Origin of the sequence: Streptomyces sp. NPDC047049 (genome assembly GCF_040643995.1) — a bacterium.
Lineage (GTDB): Bacteria > Actinomycetota > Actinomycetes > Streptomycetales > Streptomycetaceae > Streptomyces > Streptomyces mooreae.
Genome location: NZ_JBEYVM010000004.1, coordinates 601,855 through 618,161, shown reverse-complemented (window position 1 = coordinate 618,161; position 16,307 = coordinate 601,855). Strand labels below are relative to the sequence as shown.

General features: G+C 70.1%; 14 protein-coding genes. 6 read left to right on the top strand and 8 right to left on the bottom strand.

The annotated features are described in order from the left end of the window. Nucleotides 1-61 precede the first annotated feature (61 nt). Together ABZ851_RS14200 and ABZ851_RS14195 are read left to right on the top strand one after the other, a co-directional pair. Nucleotides 62-1,033 (top strand): ATP-binding cassette domain-containing protein, encoded by a 972-nt coding sequence (locus tag ABZ851_RS14200; RefSeq protein WP_361126104.1) that lies wholly within the window; start codon nt 62-64, stop codon nt 1,031-1,033. Beyond that, entirely contained in the window at nt 1,030-1,821 is a 792-nt protein-coding gene (locus ABZ851_RS14195; protein WP_361126101.1) for an ABC transporter permease, read from the top strand. Before ABZ851_RS14200 ends, ABZ851_RS14195 begins: the two co-directional genes overlap by 4 nt. Here ABZ851_RS14195 and ABZ851_RS14190 read toward each other — a convergent pair. Next, nucleotides 1,742-4,936, bottom strand: a complete 3,195-nt coding sequence (locus tag ABZ851_RS14190; protein ID WP_361126098.1) for a BTAD domain-containing putative transcriptional regulator — start codon at nt 4,934-4,936, stop codon at nt 1,742-1,744. The two genes, ABZ851_RS14195 and ABZ851_RS14190, sit on opposite strands and share 80 nt — an antisense overlap. 432 nt (nt 4,937-5,368) lie before the next feature. Here ABZ851_RS14190 and ABZ851_RS14185 point away from each other — a divergent pair, with 432 nt between their 5' ends. Together ABZ851_RS14185 and ABZ851_RS14180 are read left to right on the top strand one after the other, a co-directional pair. Beyond that, nucleotides 5,369-6,436 carry an RICIN domain-containing protein gene (locus ABZ851_RS14185; RefSeq protein WP_361126095.1) on the top strand — a complete coding sequence of 356 codons (1,068 nt, stop codon included), beginning with the start codon at nt 5,369-5,371 and terminating at the stop codon, nt 6,434-6,436. A 538-nt stretch (nt 6,437-6,974) separates the two neighbouring features. Then, the gene (locus tag ABZ851_RS14180; RefSeq protein WP_361126092.1) at nt 6,975-7,895 is read left to right on the top strand and encodes a maleylpyruvate isomerase family mycothiol-dependent enzyme; all 921 of its coding nucleotides are present in this window, start codon (nt 6,975-6,977) and stop codon (nt 7,893-7,895) included. Nucleotides 7,896-7,982: 87 nt separating this feature from the next. Here the strand turns inward: ABZ851_RS14180 and ABZ851_RS14175 are convergent, their stop codons facing one another. From ABZ851_RS14175 to ABZ851_RS14165, 3 genes are all read right to left on the bottom strand, one after another. Beyond that, nucleotides 7,983-9,101, bottom strand: coding sequence for a M20 family metallopeptidase (locus tag ABZ851_RS14175; RefSeq protein ID WP_361126089.1), 1,119 nt, complete (start codon nt 9,099-9,101; stop codon nt 7,983-7,985). 142 nt (nt 9,102-9,243) lie between these two features. Continuing rightward, the gene (locus tag ABZ851_RS14170; RefSeq protein ID WP_361126086.1) at nt 9,244-10,062 is read right to left on the bottom strand and encodes an aspartate/glutamate racemase family protein; all 819 of its coding nucleotides are present in this window, start codon (nt 10,060-10,062) and stop codon (nt 9,244-9,246) included. Between the two features lie 404 nt (nt 10,063-10,466). Beyond that, complete coding sequence (locus tag ABZ851_RS14165) at nt 10,467-10,670, bottom strand: hypothetical protein (RefSeq protein ID WP_256332133.1); 204 nt, start codon at nt 10,668-10,670, stop codon at nt 10,467-10,469. 487 nt (nt 10,671-11,157) lie between these two features. On the opposite strand from ABZ851_RS14165, the gene ABZ851_RS14160 reads away from it, so the two are divergent. After that, a complete protein-coding gene (locus ABZ851_RS14160) occupies nt 11,158-11,319 on the top strand; it encodes a hypothetical protein (protein WP_176956284.1) in 162 nt (53 codons plus the stop codon). Between the two features lie 131 nt (nt 11,320-11,450). On the opposite strand, the gene ABZ851_RS14155 is transcribed toward ABZ851_RS14160, so the two are convergent. The 4 genes from ABZ851_RS14155 to ABZ851_RS14140 form a co-directional block, all read right to left on the bottom strand. Next, nucleotides 11,451-11,846 carry a peptidase inhibitor family I36 protein gene (locus tag ABZ851_RS14155; protein ID WP_361126082.1) on the bottom strand — a complete coding sequence of 132 codons (396 nt, stop codon included), beginning with the start codon at nt 11,844-11,846 and terminating at the stop codon, nt 11,451-11,453. Nucleotides 11,847-12,348: 502 nt separating this feature from the next. Beyond that, nucleotides 12,349-13,839 (bottom strand): MFS transporter, encoded by a 1,491-nt coding sequence (locus ABZ851_RS14150; protein ID WP_361126079.1) that lies wholly within the window; start codon nt 13,837-13,839, stop codon nt 12,349-12,351. Continuing rightward, on the bottom strand, nt 13,836-14,420 hold the full coding sequence (locus tag ABZ851_RS14145; protein ID WP_361126076.1) for a TetR/AcrR family transcriptional regulator: 585 nt from the start codon (nt 14,418-14,420) through the stop codon (nt 13,836-13,838). The genes ABZ851_RS14150 and ABZ851_RS14145 overlap by 4 nt, the downstream gene beginning before the upstream one ends. 196 nt (nt 14,421-14,616) lie before the next feature. After that, nucleotides 14,617-15,444, bottom strand: coding sequence for an APH(3'') family aminoglycoside O-phosphotransferase (locus tag ABZ851_RS14140; protein ID WP_361126073.1), 828 nt, complete (start codon nt 15,442-15,444; stop codon nt 14,617-14,619). A 208-nt stretch (nt 15,445-15,652) separates the two neighbouring features. Between ABZ851_RS14140 and ABZ851_RS14135 the strand changes: the two genes are divergently transcribed. Further along, a complete protein-coding gene (locus tag ABZ851_RS14135) occupies nt 15,653-16,171 on the top strand; it encodes a GNAT family protein (RefSeq protein WP_361126070.1) in 519 nt (172 codons plus the stop codon). Nucleotides 16,172-16,307 lie beyond the last annotated feature (136 nt).

Below are 16,307 nucleotides of genomic sequence, written 5' to 3'. Positions count from 1 at the left end.
TTCAGGGCGCTGAAACCCTCCTGAAACCGCGCTGAATGCACCCTGCCGCACTCTCTGCGGCATGACGACACCGACCTCGCGCTCACTCGCCATCGCGGCCAAGGGGCTGCGCAAGGCCTATGGGGACAAGACGGTCCTCGACGGCATCGACCTGGCGGTGCCGGCCGGCACCGTCTTCTCGCTGCTCGGCCCGAACGGCGCCGGCAAGACCACCGCCGTCAAGATCCTCTCCACCCTCGTCACCGCCGACGCCGGTGATCTGCGCGTCGGCGGCCACGACCTGGCCACCGACCCACAGGCCGTGCGGGCCACGATCGGCGTCACCGGGCAGTTCTCCGCCGTCGACGGCCTGATCACCGGCGAGGAGAACATGCTCCTCATGGCGGACCTGCACCACCTCTCCCGCCGCGAGGGCCGCCGCACCGCCGGCGAGCTGCTGGCGCGCTTCGATCTGGTGGAGGCCGCGAAGAAGCCCGCCGCCACCTACTCCGGCGGCATGAAGCGCCGCCTCGACATCGCCATGACGCTGGTCGGCAACCCGCGGATCATCTTCCTCGACGAGCCCACCACCGGCCTCGACCCACGCAGCCGCCACACCATGTGGGGAATCATCCGTGAGCTGGTCTCCGGCGGCGTCACCGTTTTCCTCACCACCCAGTATCTGGCGGAGGCCGACGAGCTCGCCGACCGCATCGCGGTGCTGAGCGACGGCAAGATCGCCGCCGAGGGGAGCGCCGACGAGCTGAAGCGGCTCGTCCCGGGCCGGCACGTGCGGCTGCGGTTCGCCGACCCGGTCGCGTACCGGACCGCCGCCGTCGCGCTGCGCGAGGCGCCCCGCGACGACGCATCCCTCGCGCTGCGCATCCCCTGCGACGGCAGCCAGCGCGAGCTGCGCGCCCTCCTCGACCGGCTGGACTCGGCCGGTATCGAGGCGGACGAGCTGACCGTGCACACCCCTGACCTCGACGACGTGTTCTTCGCCCTGACCAGCGGCGCCCGCGTCCCCGACGAGACCGAGGAGGCCGTCCGATGAGCCCCCTCTCCCCCGCCGTACGCGACTCGTCCACGATGCTGCGCCGCAACCTCCTGCACGCACGGCGCTACCCGTCGCTCACCCTCAACATCCTGCTGACGCCGATCGTCATGCTGCTGCTCTTCGTCTATGTCTTCGGCGAGGTGATGAGTGCGGGCATCGGTGGTGGCGGCGCCGACCGCTCCGAGTACCTCACCTATCTCGTCCCGGGCATCCTGATGATGACCATCGGCGCCACCCCGGCAGGGACCGCGGTGTCCGTCTCCATGGACATGACCGAGGGCATCATCGACCGCTTCCGTACGATGGCGATCCACCGCGGGTCGGTGCTCATCGGGCATGTGATCGGCAGCGTGCTGCAGGCGGTCATCAGTGTGGTCCTCGTCGGCGTCGTCGCCGTGGCCATCGGCTTCCGGTCCACGCACGCCACCGCCCTGGAGTGGCTGGCAGCGTTCGGGCTGCTCGCGCTGGTCGCCGTGGCGTTCACCTGGATCGCCGTCGGCATGGGCCTGGCGAGTCCGAACGCGGAGGCGGCCAGCAATAACGCCCTGCCGCTGATCATCCTCCCGTTCCTCTCCAGCGCCTTCGTCCCGGTCGACGCGATGCCGGGCTGGTTCCAGCCGATCGCCACATACCAGCCGTTCACACCGGCCATCGAGACGCTGCGCGGCCTGCTGCTCGGCAGCGAGATCGGCGACAACTGGTGGATCACGATCGTCTGGTGTCTGGGGCTGGCCGCGCTCGGGTACGGCTGGTCGACGGCACTGTTCCACCGCGACCCGAAATAAGCGCGCGGGCTGCCTCCCGCAGCTCGTCCCGCCCCAGGGCGGCGTACTCCGAGATCGCCTCGGCGTACGCCGCCCCGCCGGCGTCCTCGGCCGCCTGCCGGGCACGGGCCGCCGACATCGTCGGCTGGAACTCGCGCAGCACCCGCAGCCGTTCGGCCAGCGCGATCATCCGTACGGCAGCGGCGTCGCCGGACGCGAGCCCCGCCATGCCGAGCGCGTGCAGCACCGTCCCGAACACGGGGAGCTGCAGCGGCGAGTGCGACGGGCCGGAGAGCAGAATGCGCAGCCGCAGCCGCAACCGGACGACCAGCTCCGCGACAGGCTCAAGACGGCCGGCGTGCGCGTGCGCCGTCACCACCGCTGACTGGATCTGCAGCGCCCACGGGTCGAGCCAGGGGTCGCCGCTGTGCATCGAGCCCTCCCTCGGCATCCGTTCCAGGGCGCTGCGCCACAGCCCGAGTCCGGCCTCCGGCAGCCCGCGGGCGAGCGCGATCTCGGCGCGCACGCCGAGGTCGGGACTGTAGAAGGTCTCCTGCCGTGGGGTGTTGTCGCCCTCGGCCTGCCGCAGCCAGTGCTCGGCCTCGTCGCAGTCGCCGCGCTGCAGGCAGGCGAGGGCGAGGGCCGAGCGGAGGCCGATGTAGTCGTGCGCGTCGCCGAGCCGCGGCAGCACTTCGAGCGCCGCCTTGAGGTGCCGGTACGCGGCCTCGCCCTGCCCCGCCCTCAAGCACAGCTCGCTCAGCCGGGAATGGCCCACGAGCTGCAGGGACGGGATGTCGATCGGTGCCAGAGCGATGGCCATCCGGCGGGCCGAGGCGAGCGCACGGTCGAGGTCGTGCTCGTACTCCCAGATGTAGGTGGCGACGCATGCGGCGATGCCGGCGACGAGCGGCTGCTCGCTGTCGCAGAGCTTGTGCAGCACCTCGTAGCCGGGAGGCAGCATCTCGGGGACCGCGCTCAGCACCACAGCGATGGCGCGCAGCAGCGTGTCCGGCGGGGCCGGGGGCAGCCGCCGGAGGGTGACGAGCTGGCGGATGACGCCGGCGTGCGGGCCGTAGTCCATGAGCAGGCTCGCCATGCACAACACCGTTGCCGCGCGGGCCACTTCGACGTACTCGGGCTCGGGACGGTAGTGCGACAGCGGCGGGCCGGCATCGGCGGCGAGGGCGGCGAGGCGGGGGTAGTTGGAGTCGGTGGACCACAAGGCGGCGAGCACGGCGGTGACAGCGGCCGTGGTGGGGCCATCCGCGCGGGCCAGGGCGTACCGATGGGCCGCCACGAGGTTGTCCTGCTCGGCCCTGATCCGCTCCCAGGCGGCCCGCGGTTCCGGGCCGAAAACCCAGTCGTGGTACGCGACCCCGAAGTCCCTTGCCCAGGTCAGGAATCGGCCGACGGCCTCCTCTTCCCCGCCCGCCTCCGCCCGCCGGGCCGTGCTGAACTCCCGTACGGTCTCCAGCATCCGGAACCGCACGCCGACCGGCGTGTCGGCGGCGGTGAGCAGCGACTGACCAACAGCCTGCTCCAGCAGAAACAGCGCCTCCCCGCCCAGCACCTGCTCCGCCGCTTCGCCCGAGAAGCCGCCGGGGAAGACGGACAGCGTGCGCAGCGCCGCTTTGGCGTCCGTGGCGAGCAGGTTCCAGCTCCACTCCACGACCGCGTGCAGCGTGCGATGGCGCTCCGGCGCATCACGCGCCCCGCCGCGCAGCAGCGCGAACCGGTCGCCGAGGCGGCGGGCGATCTCCGGCACCGACAGCACCCGCACCCGCGCCGCGGCCAACTCCACGGCGAGCGGCAGCCCGTCGAGCCGGCGGCACAGTGCGGCCACCGCATCCGGCGGCAGCTCCACACCGGGCCGGGCGGCCCGGGCCCGCTGCGCGAACAGCTCGACCGAGGTATCCAGGCCGAGCTCCGGCAGCGCGTACACCGCCTCCGAGGTGAGGCCCAGCGGGGCCCGGCTGGTGACGAGCACCCGCAGGTCCTTCGAGAACGCGACCAGGTCCTGTACGAGGGCGGCGGCGCCCCGGATGACCTGCTCGCAGTTGTCCAGCACCAGCAGCGCGGGCCCGGCGCCGAGCGCACCGCGGATGCCGGTCAGCGGGTCGGCCGGGGCGTGAGGGCTCATGGCGCCGTGCCGCCCCTCGCCCGCACCGAGCGCGGCGGCCACCTCCGCGGCCACGTCCTCGTCCGCGAGGACACCGGCGAGCGGCACGGCATATACCACGCGCTGCTCGGCCCGGCGGCTGACGGCGTACGCGAGCCGGGTCTTGCCGAGACCGCCGGGGCCGACGACGGTGACCGCGCGGGAGGCGCGCAGCAGCCGCGCCACCGCCGCCATGTCGTCGTCCCGCCCCAGCAGCGGGTTCGGCTCGTGCGGCACGCCGTGCCTGACCACCGGTGCCTCGCCGCGCAACAGCTCCTGCTGTACGGCCTGGAGCCCGGCGCCCGGGTCCGTGCCGAGCTCGTCGCGCAGCTCACGGCGGTACGCCTCGTACCGTGTCAGCGCGGTGGCCGGGCCCGCCGTCGCCGCCTCGCCGCGCAGCAGCTCGGCAAGCAGCTCCTCGTCGCGCGGCTGGTCCGCGGCGGCGAGGGCCAGCGGTCCGGCCGCCTCCGCGTGCCGCCCCAGACGGGCGAGCGCGAGCGCCCGCGCGCGCACGAGCATGCCGCGGACGGGGGCACGCTCGGCGCGCAACGCGGCTACGGGGTCGCCGGCGCCGACGTCCCCGTCAGAGGCGCCCTCCCACAGCGCGAGCCCGGCTTCGGCGGCGGTCAGCGCCCCCGCATGGTCCCCCGCCCTGGCACGGTCCGCGCCGGCGGCGGCGTGCAGCAGCAGGGCGGAGCTGTCGACCTGATCGTGGTCGAGGGCGAGCCGGTATCCCCTCGGTGTGCTGACGAGGACACCGGTGCCCAGTCGCGCCCGTGCCCTGGACACCAGGACCTGCACCGCCTTCCCCGGCCGCTCCGGCAACGCGTCCGGCCACAGCCCTTCCACCAGCCGTTCGGTGCTGCAGCCCGTACGCAGATCGCCCGCGAGCAGCGCGAGGAGGCCGCGGAGCCGGGGCGCGGTGACCTCCTCTCCGTGGTAGGCGACACGCGTCAGCAGCGTCAGCTCGATGGTCACTCCTGCAGATTAGCCAAAACGCCGCGCCCGCCCGAACTCGCGTCATGGGCACGGAACTTGCTGCCGGTGCCGGAGGGGAGACTCCCGTTGCGGGCCGAACCCCGGGGTCGGGTGGGGGTCCATGTCAGCCGACGAACTCGCGGATGAATATCTCGGGATCGGGCGACAGGTCGATCGGTTCCGGATCCCATCAAGTCTCCCTCATGTGTCCTTCCGGGATGGTTCAGGGCTGTCCGGCTACGACTCTCCTATGCACTTGGGACGGCGGCCCGGTCTCCCGATTACGTCCAGTCGAGCTGAGGCCATTCAACCGCTTCGCCTTCCGCCCCGAGGGTGGCGCACTACTCAAAATCGGTGGTAGCAGCAATAGTGCGGTCAACAAAGATGGAATGCACCACCCATACCGCAGTCGGACAGAGGGGTTGCACTGGCATGAAGCCGCCCAGATCAACGGTCTTATCCACAGCGTTCACCATTCTCATCGCCACGCTCGGCATCACGCTGGGCCTCGTCGTCGCCCAGGCCGGGGTCGCGCGGGCCGCAGGCGCCTGCCCAGGCCTGTCCTGCCTGACGTTCACGTCGGTCAACAGCGGCCGGAACCTGGATGTGCAGAACGGCAACACCGGAGACGGCGTCTTCATCGTCACCAACTCCGCGCCGGGCTACCACCAGAAGTGGGACGCCCGCTTTCAGGGGTCCGACTCGTCCTTCGCCCTCGTCAACGGCGACACCGGCAAGTGCATCGAGGCCGGGTTCCCGCTCAAGCAGCAGTCCTGCTCCGGCTCTTCCGCACAGCGCTGGTACTTCCAGCCCATCACCGGCGCCACGGACACATTCATGATCCGTAGCGCCGGGGACAACAAGTGCCTTGATGTGGTCAACGCCGCGCAGTACGACGATGCCTGGACGCAGACCTATGGGTGCAACGGCACCAAGGCCCAGCAGTGGAAGATCCCGAGCGGCGCAGGCGAAGCGGCGCTCAAGGCCGCCGTCGACTACGCGTCGAAGCGCTGCCAGAAGGACAGCTCCACATGTTCATGGACCAAGGGCTCCCAGGCACCGGCCGAGCCGCTGCCGAAGAAGTGCGTCTCCCCCGTCTGGTACAACGGCACCGAGGCACCGGTGCCGTGGACGTTCTCCCTCAACACCTCCACCGGCTGGTCGAGCCAGCTCGGAGTGTCGTTCACCTCCGGCCTCGGAACAGGTGCCGCGAGCCCCGTGCAGACCAGCGTCAGCCTCACCATTTCCGGTCAGGTCACGTATGACGTGCGTGAAGATCTCGGCAACAGCCTGACGATCACCGTTCCGTCGCACCAGTACGGGTGGGTGGCGCTGTCGGAGCTGGCGACCAAGGTGACCGGTCAGTGGACCTTCGACGCGAGCGGGTTCCCATGGCAGGCGAGGGACACCGTCACCGTTCCGCTGAAGAGTGACGAGCAGGGCCGGTCCAGCATCTACCTGGCCCAGACCAGCCCGGACTTCACGACCTGCAACGGCTGAACCGACATACCGGCATACCGGGACTGCCGGAATGCCGGAATCTGAAAAAAGGGGGGTGGGCCCGAGCGACCGCGGCCGAGCGGGCCCACCCTGCTCTCGGCGATGAAGGCTGACGGCGCCACCGCGGCGGCGCCCCGCCCCTGTCCTCCCCCCACAGGCAGCGGGCGGCCCGGCTCCAGATCCACTGTCACCAGCCCGCCGCGCGACGCCTTCACCACCTGATGAGAGGCCTCCAACCTACGGACGACGGTGCTGCCGACCGTCCCTGTCGCCCCGGCCGCAAGTACCTTCACGCCGTCGATCATGTCAGCGTTGGCATCACGAGCGCCCGCATTAATCGACCGAGAGGCCGTGGTGCGAAGCCCGAGGTCTTGTCGCAGCCTCCGTTGCCTGGTCTCCTGTACTCCCGGTGATCCCGTGGTCCCTGTGATCTCGGTGGTCCCTGTGATCTCGGTGATCTCGGTGATCTCGGTGGTCCCGGTGGTCCCGGTGGTCAGCGACGCCGCGACGACTACGGGCGCCCGGTGGCGCAGGCATCATGCACGGGCACGAGACCAAGGACGGGCAGAGGCACGGGCGCGGGCACGAGATCGAGGAGTGGCACGGCGTGGAACCGGTGGCTGGGCAGGACATACGGGGCGCACTGCCCGACCGGCAGGACGTACCGGGCGCACTGCCCGACGGGCTCGCTGCGGCCATTCGCGAGACCGCCGGGGACATCGCCGCGCTGCTGCGCCGGGGCGCCGACACGGGGCTTCCGGTGCCCGGGTCGGAGTGGAGCGTCGGAGAGGCGGCGGCGCATCTGGCGCAGGCCAATGAACTGATGGCCGACATTGCGGCCGGGCACGCACGCAGTTATGGGGACGGCACCCCACAGAGCCTCGCCTCGGCCAATGAGCAAGCACTCGCCGAGTTCGACGAGCGCAGGGCCGAGCCGCTGGCCGCGATGATCGTGGCGCAGGCCGATGCTTATCTCAAGGCGTGGGACGAGGGCCCCACGGAGGAAACGGTCGTCACCCCGCTGGGTCCGATGGCCCCGGCCGTGCTGGGGTCGTACCTGCTCACACACATGCTCGGCCACGGTTACGACCTCGCCCGTGCACTGGGCCGTCCGCACATGATCGACCGCGCCCGGGTCGAGCTGACCCTGCCGTTCCTGGTCACCGCCATGCCGCGGGTGACCGACACCTCCCGCGCAGCCGGGCTCACCGCCGACTACGCGATCCGTTTGTGGAGTGGTGCCCGCTTCGGCGTGACGGTGACCAACGGTGCGGTATGCGTTGACTCAACGCCGCCGGCCCGCCCGGCCTGCACCATCCTCATCGAGCCGGTCACCTTCCTCCTGATGGCACTCGGACGCCGCGGCCAGTGGAGCGCCCTCGCCCGCGGCCACATCCTCGTCCGAGGCCGCAAGCCCTGGCTCGCTCCGCGCTTCCCGGCTCTCTTCAAGGCACCCTGACCCCGGCGAACAGCGCACGCAGCACACGACCCAGGTCGCGCACACGCTCCCCCTCCGCCGCCCTCCCCCTCGTCCCCCTTACCCCTCTTATCTCGTCTCTTTCTGCTCCTTCTTCTGCAACGCGTTCACCAGTCCGGCAACAAGGTGCGCCCGCTCGGCCATGGCTGCGACCACCAGGTACTCGTGGTCGGCGTGGGCACCGCCCCCGACTGCTCCCAGGCCGTCAAGGGTGGGCACCCCCAGCGCGGCCGTGAAGTTGCCGTCGCTGCCGCCACCGACTGCCTTGCCTTCGAGGTCAGGAAGCAACTGTTGTGCCACCGCGAAAAGCCCGGCCGCCGCCGACTCGGGCATCGGTGGTCGGCTGACAGCTCCCTGAACCGCGATCTGCGCCTCATCGAGATGCGGTGCGAGTGCCGCGAACGCGGCTTCGATGCGTTCCTTCTCGCCGGCCGACTCGACCCGGACGTCGACGATGACGGTCGCCTCGGCGGGAACGACGTTGTCCAGGGTCCCCGCGGACGCGACGGTCGGGGTAACGGTCGTACCGATGTCGGGGCGGCTGAGCGCTGCGATGTCCAGTACTTGGTGGGCGGCTTCGACCAGGGCGTTGATCCCGGCCGCGGGTTCCAGGCCCGCGTGCGACGCCCGGCCCGTGATGGAGACCTGGAACGTGCCGCAGCCCTTGCGCCCGGTCTTCAAGGCTCCGCCATCAGCGGCCCCCTCCAACACGAGCACGGCGCCACAGGCAAGGGCTCGTTCTTCGAGGAGAGCGCGAGAAGAACCGGAGCCGACCTCTTCGTCCGCGGTCACCAGGATCTCGACGCCTGACCGGTCGTCGAGCGTCGCCAGACCATGAACGGCCTGCACCAGCCCGCCCAGCATGTCAAAGACCCCGGGACCGGTCGCATGCCCGCCTTCGACCCTGAACGGGCGGCGTTCGAGGGTGCCGAGCGGAAACACCGTGTCGTGGTGACCGAGGATCAGTACGGCGGGATCGCCACCCCCTGTCCAGTGGACGTGCGTCCCGGCTTCGCTCTCGACGAGAACGGCCCGCCCGCCGAGGCGGTTCTCCAGGATGGCGGCGACAGCTCTGGCCGATGCCGTCAAGGCGTCGAGGTCACGCGAAGGGGACTCGGTTTCGACGAGTGTCCTGAGGTCATCGAGCATCGCGTCGACACGTACCTGGACGGTCTTGTGCAGCGTCATACGGCAAGGGTAGTCGGCACGCCGTGGCGGACCGGCGCCGTTGGCGAAGGGACGGAGGGCCTGAGGGGCGCCGGGACGGGGGTGACGGCGCCGGCCGCCGACGGCCCGGACGCCGTCCGGATCGAACGCCTCGCAAGGCTGCTCACGGACGGCCGCCCGACGACAGGGGCAGCCGGTCTCGACCGCGGCGGCCCGCCTGCAGCAGCCGGCCTTCGTCGTACACCCATGCCGCCGGCGGAAGTTCCTCCTCGCGCCCGCTGAGGATCACGGTCAGGGAGCCCTCGTCAGGAGTCGCAGGAGTGGGCTGCTGACCGATCCGGCGCAGCGCCTGGGCGGCGACCGCGTCGGCCGTACCGTACAGAGCGAGCGGTGGCCGGCCCGGGCGCTGCACGGCCGCGCGGATCCGTTCGGCGATGAGCTCGTAGTGGGTGCAGCCCAGGACAACTGCCCTTGCCTCGTCCGGGGTGCGCTCCGCGGCGGCGGCGACCGCACGTCCGATGGCCACTTCGTCCGCGTGCTCGACTGCGTCGGCGAGCCCGGGGCACGGTACCTCGGTGACGCTCACATCGGCCGCGAACTCCTCGATGAGACCCCTCTGGTAGGGGCTTCCTGTGGTCGCGGGGGTGGCCCAGACGGCGATGGGCCCGCCACTCACGGCGGCCGGTCTGACCGCCGGGACGGTCCCGATGACGGGCAGATCCGGCTCCAGACGGGCACGCAGGGCGGGCAGGGCATGCACGGAAGCGGTATTGCAGGCGACGATCAGCACATCGGGACGGTGTGCGGCAGCCGCTTCGGCGACGGTAAGGGCACGGGCCGTGACCTCCTGCGAGGAGCCCGGCCCCCAGGGCATGCCGTCGGGATCGGAGGACAGGACGAGATCGGCGTCGGGCCGCAGACGGCGTACCGCGGCGGCTGCGGCCAGCAGTCCGATCCCCGCATCCATGAGCGCGATCTTCACCCTGCCCGCGCGCGGTGGCGTCTGTACGGCTGTCGGGTATGCCGAGTCCATCGGGCCTGTGGGGCTTGTGGGGCCTGTGGGTCCTGCTGGGCGCGCCTCGTGACAGCGCTCAAGTTCACGCTCACGCCGGTACCTGTCGTCCTGCTCCACGCCAGTTCGCCTCTCGTACGCCGGTTGCTCCATGCCACTGGCGGAGAGTCTGATCCGTCATTGGTCCCCACGGCAGGACCAATCTCGGGAGAGTGGTACGGGTCCGGCGGGCGGAGGCGTTGCGCCCGCACCGTAGCCGCCGACGGACGGCGACTACGGCTACGGCTACGGCTCAACTGACAACCGCTGAGAAGCAGTTGAGAGCACGAAGACCCCTCCCCGGTCAGGCCATTCACCGGGCCAGGTCGGCGATGTCAGTCGACCGGCTCCTGCGGAACGGGCTGGTCGGAGCGCACGCCCGGGGCCTTCGGAACGCCGGTCCGCCCGGTGCCGGCCTGATCGGTGTCGGGAACCGTCTCGTCAGGCCCCTCACCTTCGCTCTGCGAAAGTTCGGGGTCCCACGGATCAGGCACGTCACTGGCGGCATCGGCCTGGTGGCTCGGCAGGTCGTGGGGCACTGGAGTGCCCTCTTCGCTGGACGTGTCACGACGGGACATCAGTTAACGCGCCTCCTCTATGGCTGTGCGGTGTGGAGGGTCGTGGGTGATGGGTAGTGGGTGGTGCGCGGTGTGGTGTCCTGAGCCGGTACCCGGGCTCCACTACGGCATGCCCGACGCACGATGAGACACAGACCACCCCGCCCACGCATGCGACCCGACATACCGGCCCCGCGCCAGGGAATCGATCACCGAGTGAGGCGGCTTCGATGGTGCTCAGCGGACGGGTCGGCGTGGTCAACGATCAGATCGCTTGCGGGGTGACTTGACCGGCTCGGAAGCTCGTCGGCCTACCTGCCGCGTCGCCCGGCTTCGACCAGCTCGCCCCTCGACCAGCTCGCCCCTCGACCAGCTCAACCAGCTCAACCAGCTCGATCAGCCCGTGCGCTCGTATGTTCTGGCCCGCCCAGACCTACCCCCTGCCATGGCGAGTGCGCAACGATGAGGCATGCCCGATCCGCACTGCTCGAACTGCTGCCCCGTCACCCCTCCCAAGCCCGAGGAACCTGTCCCGTGGCCGGTCGGGGCGCTGCTGTGGCTCGCCGTTGTCGGCGGGGCCGGGGCGGGCCTGTACGTACTCGTCATGTGGATGGCATCCCACCTGTTCTGAGCGATCGTCGGCACGTTACGGACGCCGGTTCGCGACGACTACCGGCGGGTTACATGCATTGCTGGGCATGCCGGGCACGCCTCCCCCCCTACGTCACAGCGAGCCGGCCCCACACCCGACCCCGGCGCCGATCAGTCGCCGAAGTCCTCCCCCACGGTGAGGGCTCTCTCGGCGTAGGGGAGAGACGGCAGCTGGGCCCCCGGGGCGATTTTCCCGACCGTGGCGTACTGATAGCAGGGGAAACGGACGCAGATCGCCCGCCGGGCGGGGCCATAACGAAGAGTGAAGCGTGTCCCGTTGACGAATGACCGTGCCGAAGTCGGCAGCTTCACACCGTCAGTGCCCGCCTGCTCGATATTCGAGGCCGGAATAACGGTGACGTCACCCGAGAGCCCAGGCCCACTGTAGGAGCAGAGACTTTCCCCCGGGCAGTTCGGCGCTGCCTGTGCCGGGGCCGTGAAGCCGACGGCGCCGAATGCGAGGGCGCCGGCGAAGCTTGCAAGGACTTTTTCACGCTTGCGGAACAATGACCTACTCCGAATCCTCTGGGCGATGGAATGGGTACTGCCTGAACGGCCGTGAACGGCATGTCCGGGCCGACCGGTAGCTACTCATCTGACAACGACGGGCCCCTGCTCCCTCTTCGTGCGAAGTTCAACATTCGGGGTGGGGATACCGCGATGCCTCGATGCCGAGATTCCTAGATACCGGGATTCCTAGATGCTCAATTTACCGAACATCGGACACCTTTCCATGAGCCCTGGACACGTACTGAACGCATGGATGTGATTGCGCCTCGGCTCGCCCTCGCGCAATAGCCTTGTCGTGTGGTGAATTTTTGTTCGGTTGCGCGCGTCATGCGTACTTCCCTTTGTGGCGTCCTCACTCCTGCTGGGGCCTGCTGGGGTGTGTGCCGCCCTCCCGCTCCCCCGCTCCCCCTCGCACCCCCGTTCAACGATGACTGAATCACCTCGCCACACAGACATGGCAAGGCCGCGACACCAAGTACGAGCAAGCAAGTCGTCATCCTCAGCCGGCCCTCCCGGCACCAGCCGTCGACCGCTGCGGTGCCCCGGCTCCCTTCGTTGGACGTGGCAATGCGCCCGCGGCCAGTGCTCCGAGCGCGGCGAGGGACGCGAGCACCAGCAACGTGGTGCTCATGGCTGCGGTGAAAGCCTCGGGGGTCCGGTGCGTTCCGCCGATGGACGGTCCTTCGGCGGCCGCGGTCGGTGCGATGAGGGTCATCAGCATGGTTGCCACCGCGACGCCCAGCGTCGGACCGGTGTTCATCGCGGTCTGCTGCAGTCCGCCGGCCACCCCGGCGTGTGCCACCGGCGCCTGGTGCACGAGGACGGCTGTCGCGGTGACCATCACCGTGCCGAACCCGGCGCCCAGCAGAAGGAATCCACCGCTGATGGCCGGTGCCGTCGATGCCCGGTCGAGTTGGGACAGCACCAGGACGCCGAGGGCGAGAAGAACCATCGCCGTCACGGTCGTACGTCGGGCACCGTACCGAGGCTGGAGCACCGCCGCGGCCGGCGCCCCCAGCACCATCAGCACGGCCAGGGGCAGCACCCGCAGAGCGCTCTGCAGCGGATCCAGCCCGAGGACGCCCTGCAGGAAGTAGGTGCTGACGAACAGTGCACCGAACAAGGCGGCGGACGCGGAGAGCAGGACGGCCAAGGCGGCGGCGACGGGCGGCGAGCTCAGAAATCCGAGTGGTAGCAAGGGACTTGTACTACGCCGCTCCTGACGGAGGAAGGCGGCACCGGCGGCTGCGGCCGCCACCGCTCCGGTCACCGTGCCCGCCGTCCACCCCGTTTCCGGCAGAGCGACAAGGGTGTGCACCAGAAACAACAGCGACACCGCGAGCAGGCAGGCCCCGGGGAGGTCGAGGTGGCTGGCAAGGGAGCGGTCCATGGCGCCGGCCGAAGGTTCCCGAGGAGACGCCGGGGTCTCCTTCGGAAGGCGTACGGCCAGAGCCAGTACGCCGGTCCCGAGCCCGGGGAGCACCGTGAGGAAGAAGACGGCTCGCCAGCCCAGGTGGGCGACCAGCGCCCCGCCGAGGACGGGGCCGGCGGCGGCTGACAACCCGATGGCGCTGGTGCGCAGGGCGATCGGCATGCCCAGTTGGCCGCGGGGGTACGTGGCACGCAGCATCCCCAAGGTGGCCGGCTGCAGCAGAGCCCCAAAGATCCCCTGGGCCACCCGTAGGCCGATCACCCAGCCGATGCCGGGCGCCAGGCCGATTCCCGCCGACGTAAGGGCGAAGCCCAGGATCCCGATGGTGAAGAGGCGTTGGTGGCCGTACCGGTCACCGAGTCGGCCGGCGAAGACGAGCAGGCTCGCCACAGCGCTGAGGTAGCCGGTACTGGTCCACTGGACCTGCACGAACGAGGCGTGCAGATCCCGTTGGAGGGTGGGTTGGGCAACGGTGAGCACGGTGCCGTCCAGGGCGACGAGTACGGCCCCGGTGATGCTGCCGACGAGAGTGAGGCGCCGGTGGAGTCGTGTGGTCACCGGTCCGTCGACCCCAGGTGTGCGTCCAGCACGGCCCGGAGCAGCGGCTCGATATCGTCGCCTCCGGTAGCGAGTGGGAGGCTGCCCCACGCCCACAGCTGGGCCAAGCCGTGCAGGTTCGCCCACAGGGCGCCCGCGCGGACCGCAGGCTCGGTCTCGGCGCCGGGCAGTGCCCGGGCTACCAGATCGACGAGAAACCGGAAGAGCGGCAGGCTGGTCTCCCGCAGGCCGAGTTGGTTGCTCTCCAGCAGATCATGACGGAACATCAGCTCGAACATGCCGCGGTGGTTCAGTGCGAAGTCGAGGTAGCAGCGACCGAGCGCCATGAGCCCGGCCCGGGGATCGGCCCGGTGGTCCCCGGCCGCCTCGGTGATCTGCTGGGCCAGCTCGGCGAACCCCTCTCGCGCGATGGCCGACAGCAATGCCAGATGGGTCGGGAAGTAACGCCGCGGAGCCCCGTGCGACACCCCTGCACGCCGGGCGATCTCCCGTAGCGTCAGCGCCTGCATCCCTTCCTTGGTCACCAGGTCGACGCCGACCGCAACCAACCGGGCACGCAGGCCCGCGTCTTGCTCATTCATAGACACTGTCTACCAGAGCCGAGTAGACAGTGTCTACGCTCGCTCCGTCGCACGGCCTGATAGCCGCCGACAGGGGGACCGGAGGTGGAGAGGGCGTGGGAGAGGACGTGGGAGAGGACGTCAGAACAGACGTAGTCGCAGGAGTCATCCACAGGTGCGCCGGAGCGAGCCCCCAGAAGCGGCGGAACGTCAGCCCCTAACCCCAGGTGAGCGGGTCGAGATGGAGATAGAAGCGCAGGCGGTCGTGGTCGAGGGTGATGCCGTACCTCTCGGCGAACGCCAGGCCCGCGGCCCGTGCTCGCTCCTCGTTCGGCCATGTCTCCCGCGCATTGGCGAGCAGCAGCGCGAGGTCCGCGTAACGGTCGGCCGCCCCGAGTCGGCCCAGGTCGATGAAGCCCGCCACGTTCAGGGTCTGCGGGTCGAGGATGATGTTGGGCAGGCACAGGTCCCCGTGGCAGACGACCGTGTCAGCGGCCTCTTGGTCCCGCCGTCGCGCGACCTGTGGGACGAGGCGGGCCAGCAGTTCCGCGGCAGGCGTGTGCTGCTGCTCGACGGGGAGGAAATCCGGGTTCACCGCCTCGCGGGTGACGACGTCGCGTGCCACGGCGACCATGACGTCCAGCCCCCGGCGGAACGGGCACTCCCCCACGGGCACCTCGTGCAGCCGACGGACGGCGTCCGCGATGCGTTCCCAAGCGACTCGCAGGTCCGCGGCGGACACCTGGTCAGCGGGTACGCCGGGGACGGCACTGGTCACCATGCAGGCGCCCGCACTGCCGCTGTGCCAGTCGAGCACACGGGGCCCCGGTACGCCCTGGCCACCCAGCCATGCGACCCGGTCGCGCTCGGCTTCCAGGTCGACGGTGTCCCCAGCATGAACGCACTTGGCGTACCGGGCAGCGTCCGCACTGCGGAAGACTACGGCTCCCGACTCACCCGCGGTGACGGGCAACCAGTCGCCGTCACCGCCCCCAGCGCCAAGCAGCACCGGCGACACGGTCCGAGGTCCGGGATGCTTGCTCACAGCGGCCACTGTAGTGCTGTGACCGCATAGGTGCGCCGGGTGCGGTGAGGCAGGTGTCGGTACCTCTGCTGCAGGACCGCTTCAAAATCGCTGGACTTCCTTCGAGTTGGTCGGCGAGCATCCGCCGGTGACAGATGAAGCCGCTCACCAAAGACCATTCACGCGGAGCCCGACACACGTCCGCTTCGTTGAGCTGTCTGGCGGGACGATGTCCGCTTTGCTTGATGGAGACCTGTCCAGGGCCAGCAGAGCAGCGGGGGTTTCGCTGACCGAGTATTTCGTGAGCGACAGGGCGCAGTGGCTGTGGAGGCTCCGGCTCGACCAGATGGCCGCTGATCCGGGCCGTGCACGGTGGATGGTGCGGCAAGCAGTCGTCGACTGCCGGGGCCTCGTCGTCGGACACGCCGGATTCCACGGACCGCCTGATGGAGACGGCATGGTCGAGATCGGCTACGCCGTCGCTCCCGACTTCCGTCGCCGCGGATACGCTCGGTCCACGCTGGCCGAGTTGCTGCGCCGGGCAGCCGGCGAACCCGCGGTGACGACCGTGCGGGCGACGATCACCCCTGACAACGTGGCATCCCTGGCCACCATCTCGGGCTTCGGCTTCGTCGAGGTCGGAGAGCAGTGGGACGAAGAGGACGGGCGTGAACTCATCTTTGAAGTCCCTGCACGCCCGGCTCCACCCGCTGGACGGAAAGGTTGGTGGCACAACACTGAGTTGTGACGGTGGTGTGCCCTGCACAGTGGTCAGGCCGGGGCGGGGAGGGGTTGGCCGCCCCAGCTGATGCCCTTCTCCTGACGGATGCCGGCGCGTCCGCGGCGTTCGGCAGCCAGACGTCCCGGTGGCGGGCATTGGTGTG

What these genes read in the sequence shown, in the direction of transcription:
- ABZ851_RS14200 (WP_361126104.1), top strand. Translation starts at nt 62, where the DNA reads ATGACGACACCGACCTCGCGCTCACTCGCCATCGCGGCCAAGGGGCTG.
- ABZ851_RS14135 (WP_361126070.1), top strand. Translation starts at nt 15,653, where the DNA reads ATGTCCGCTTTGCTTGATGGAGACCTGTCCAGGGCCAGCAGAGCAGCG.
- ABZ851_RS14175 (WP_361126089.1), bottom strand. Translation starts at nt 9,101, where the DNA reads ATGACGCTGCACAAGACCGTCCAGGTACGTGTCGACGCGATGCTCGAT.
- ABZ851_RS14145 (WP_361126076.1), bottom strand. Translation starts at nt 14,420, where the DNA reads ATGAATGAGCAAGACGCGGGCCTGCGTGCCCGGTTGGTTGCGGTCGGC.
- ABZ851_RS14195 (WP_361126101.1), top strand. Translation starts at nt 1,030, where the DNA reads ATGAGCCCCCTCTCCCCCGCCGTACGCGACTCGTCCACGATGCTGCGC.
- ABZ851_RS14185 (WP_361126095.1), top strand. Translation starts at nt 5,369, where the DNA reads ATGAAGCCGCCCAGATCAACGGTCTTATCCACAGCGTTCACCATTCTC.
- ABZ851_RS14180 (WP_361126092.1), top strand. Translation starts at nt 6,975, where the DNA reads ATGCACGGGCACGAGACCAAGGACGGGCAGAGGCACGGGCGCGGGCAC.
- ABZ851_RS14160 (WP_176956284.1), top strand. Translation starts at nt 11,158, where the DNA reads ATGCCCGATCCGCACTGCTCGAACTGCTGCCCCGTCACCCCTCCCAAG.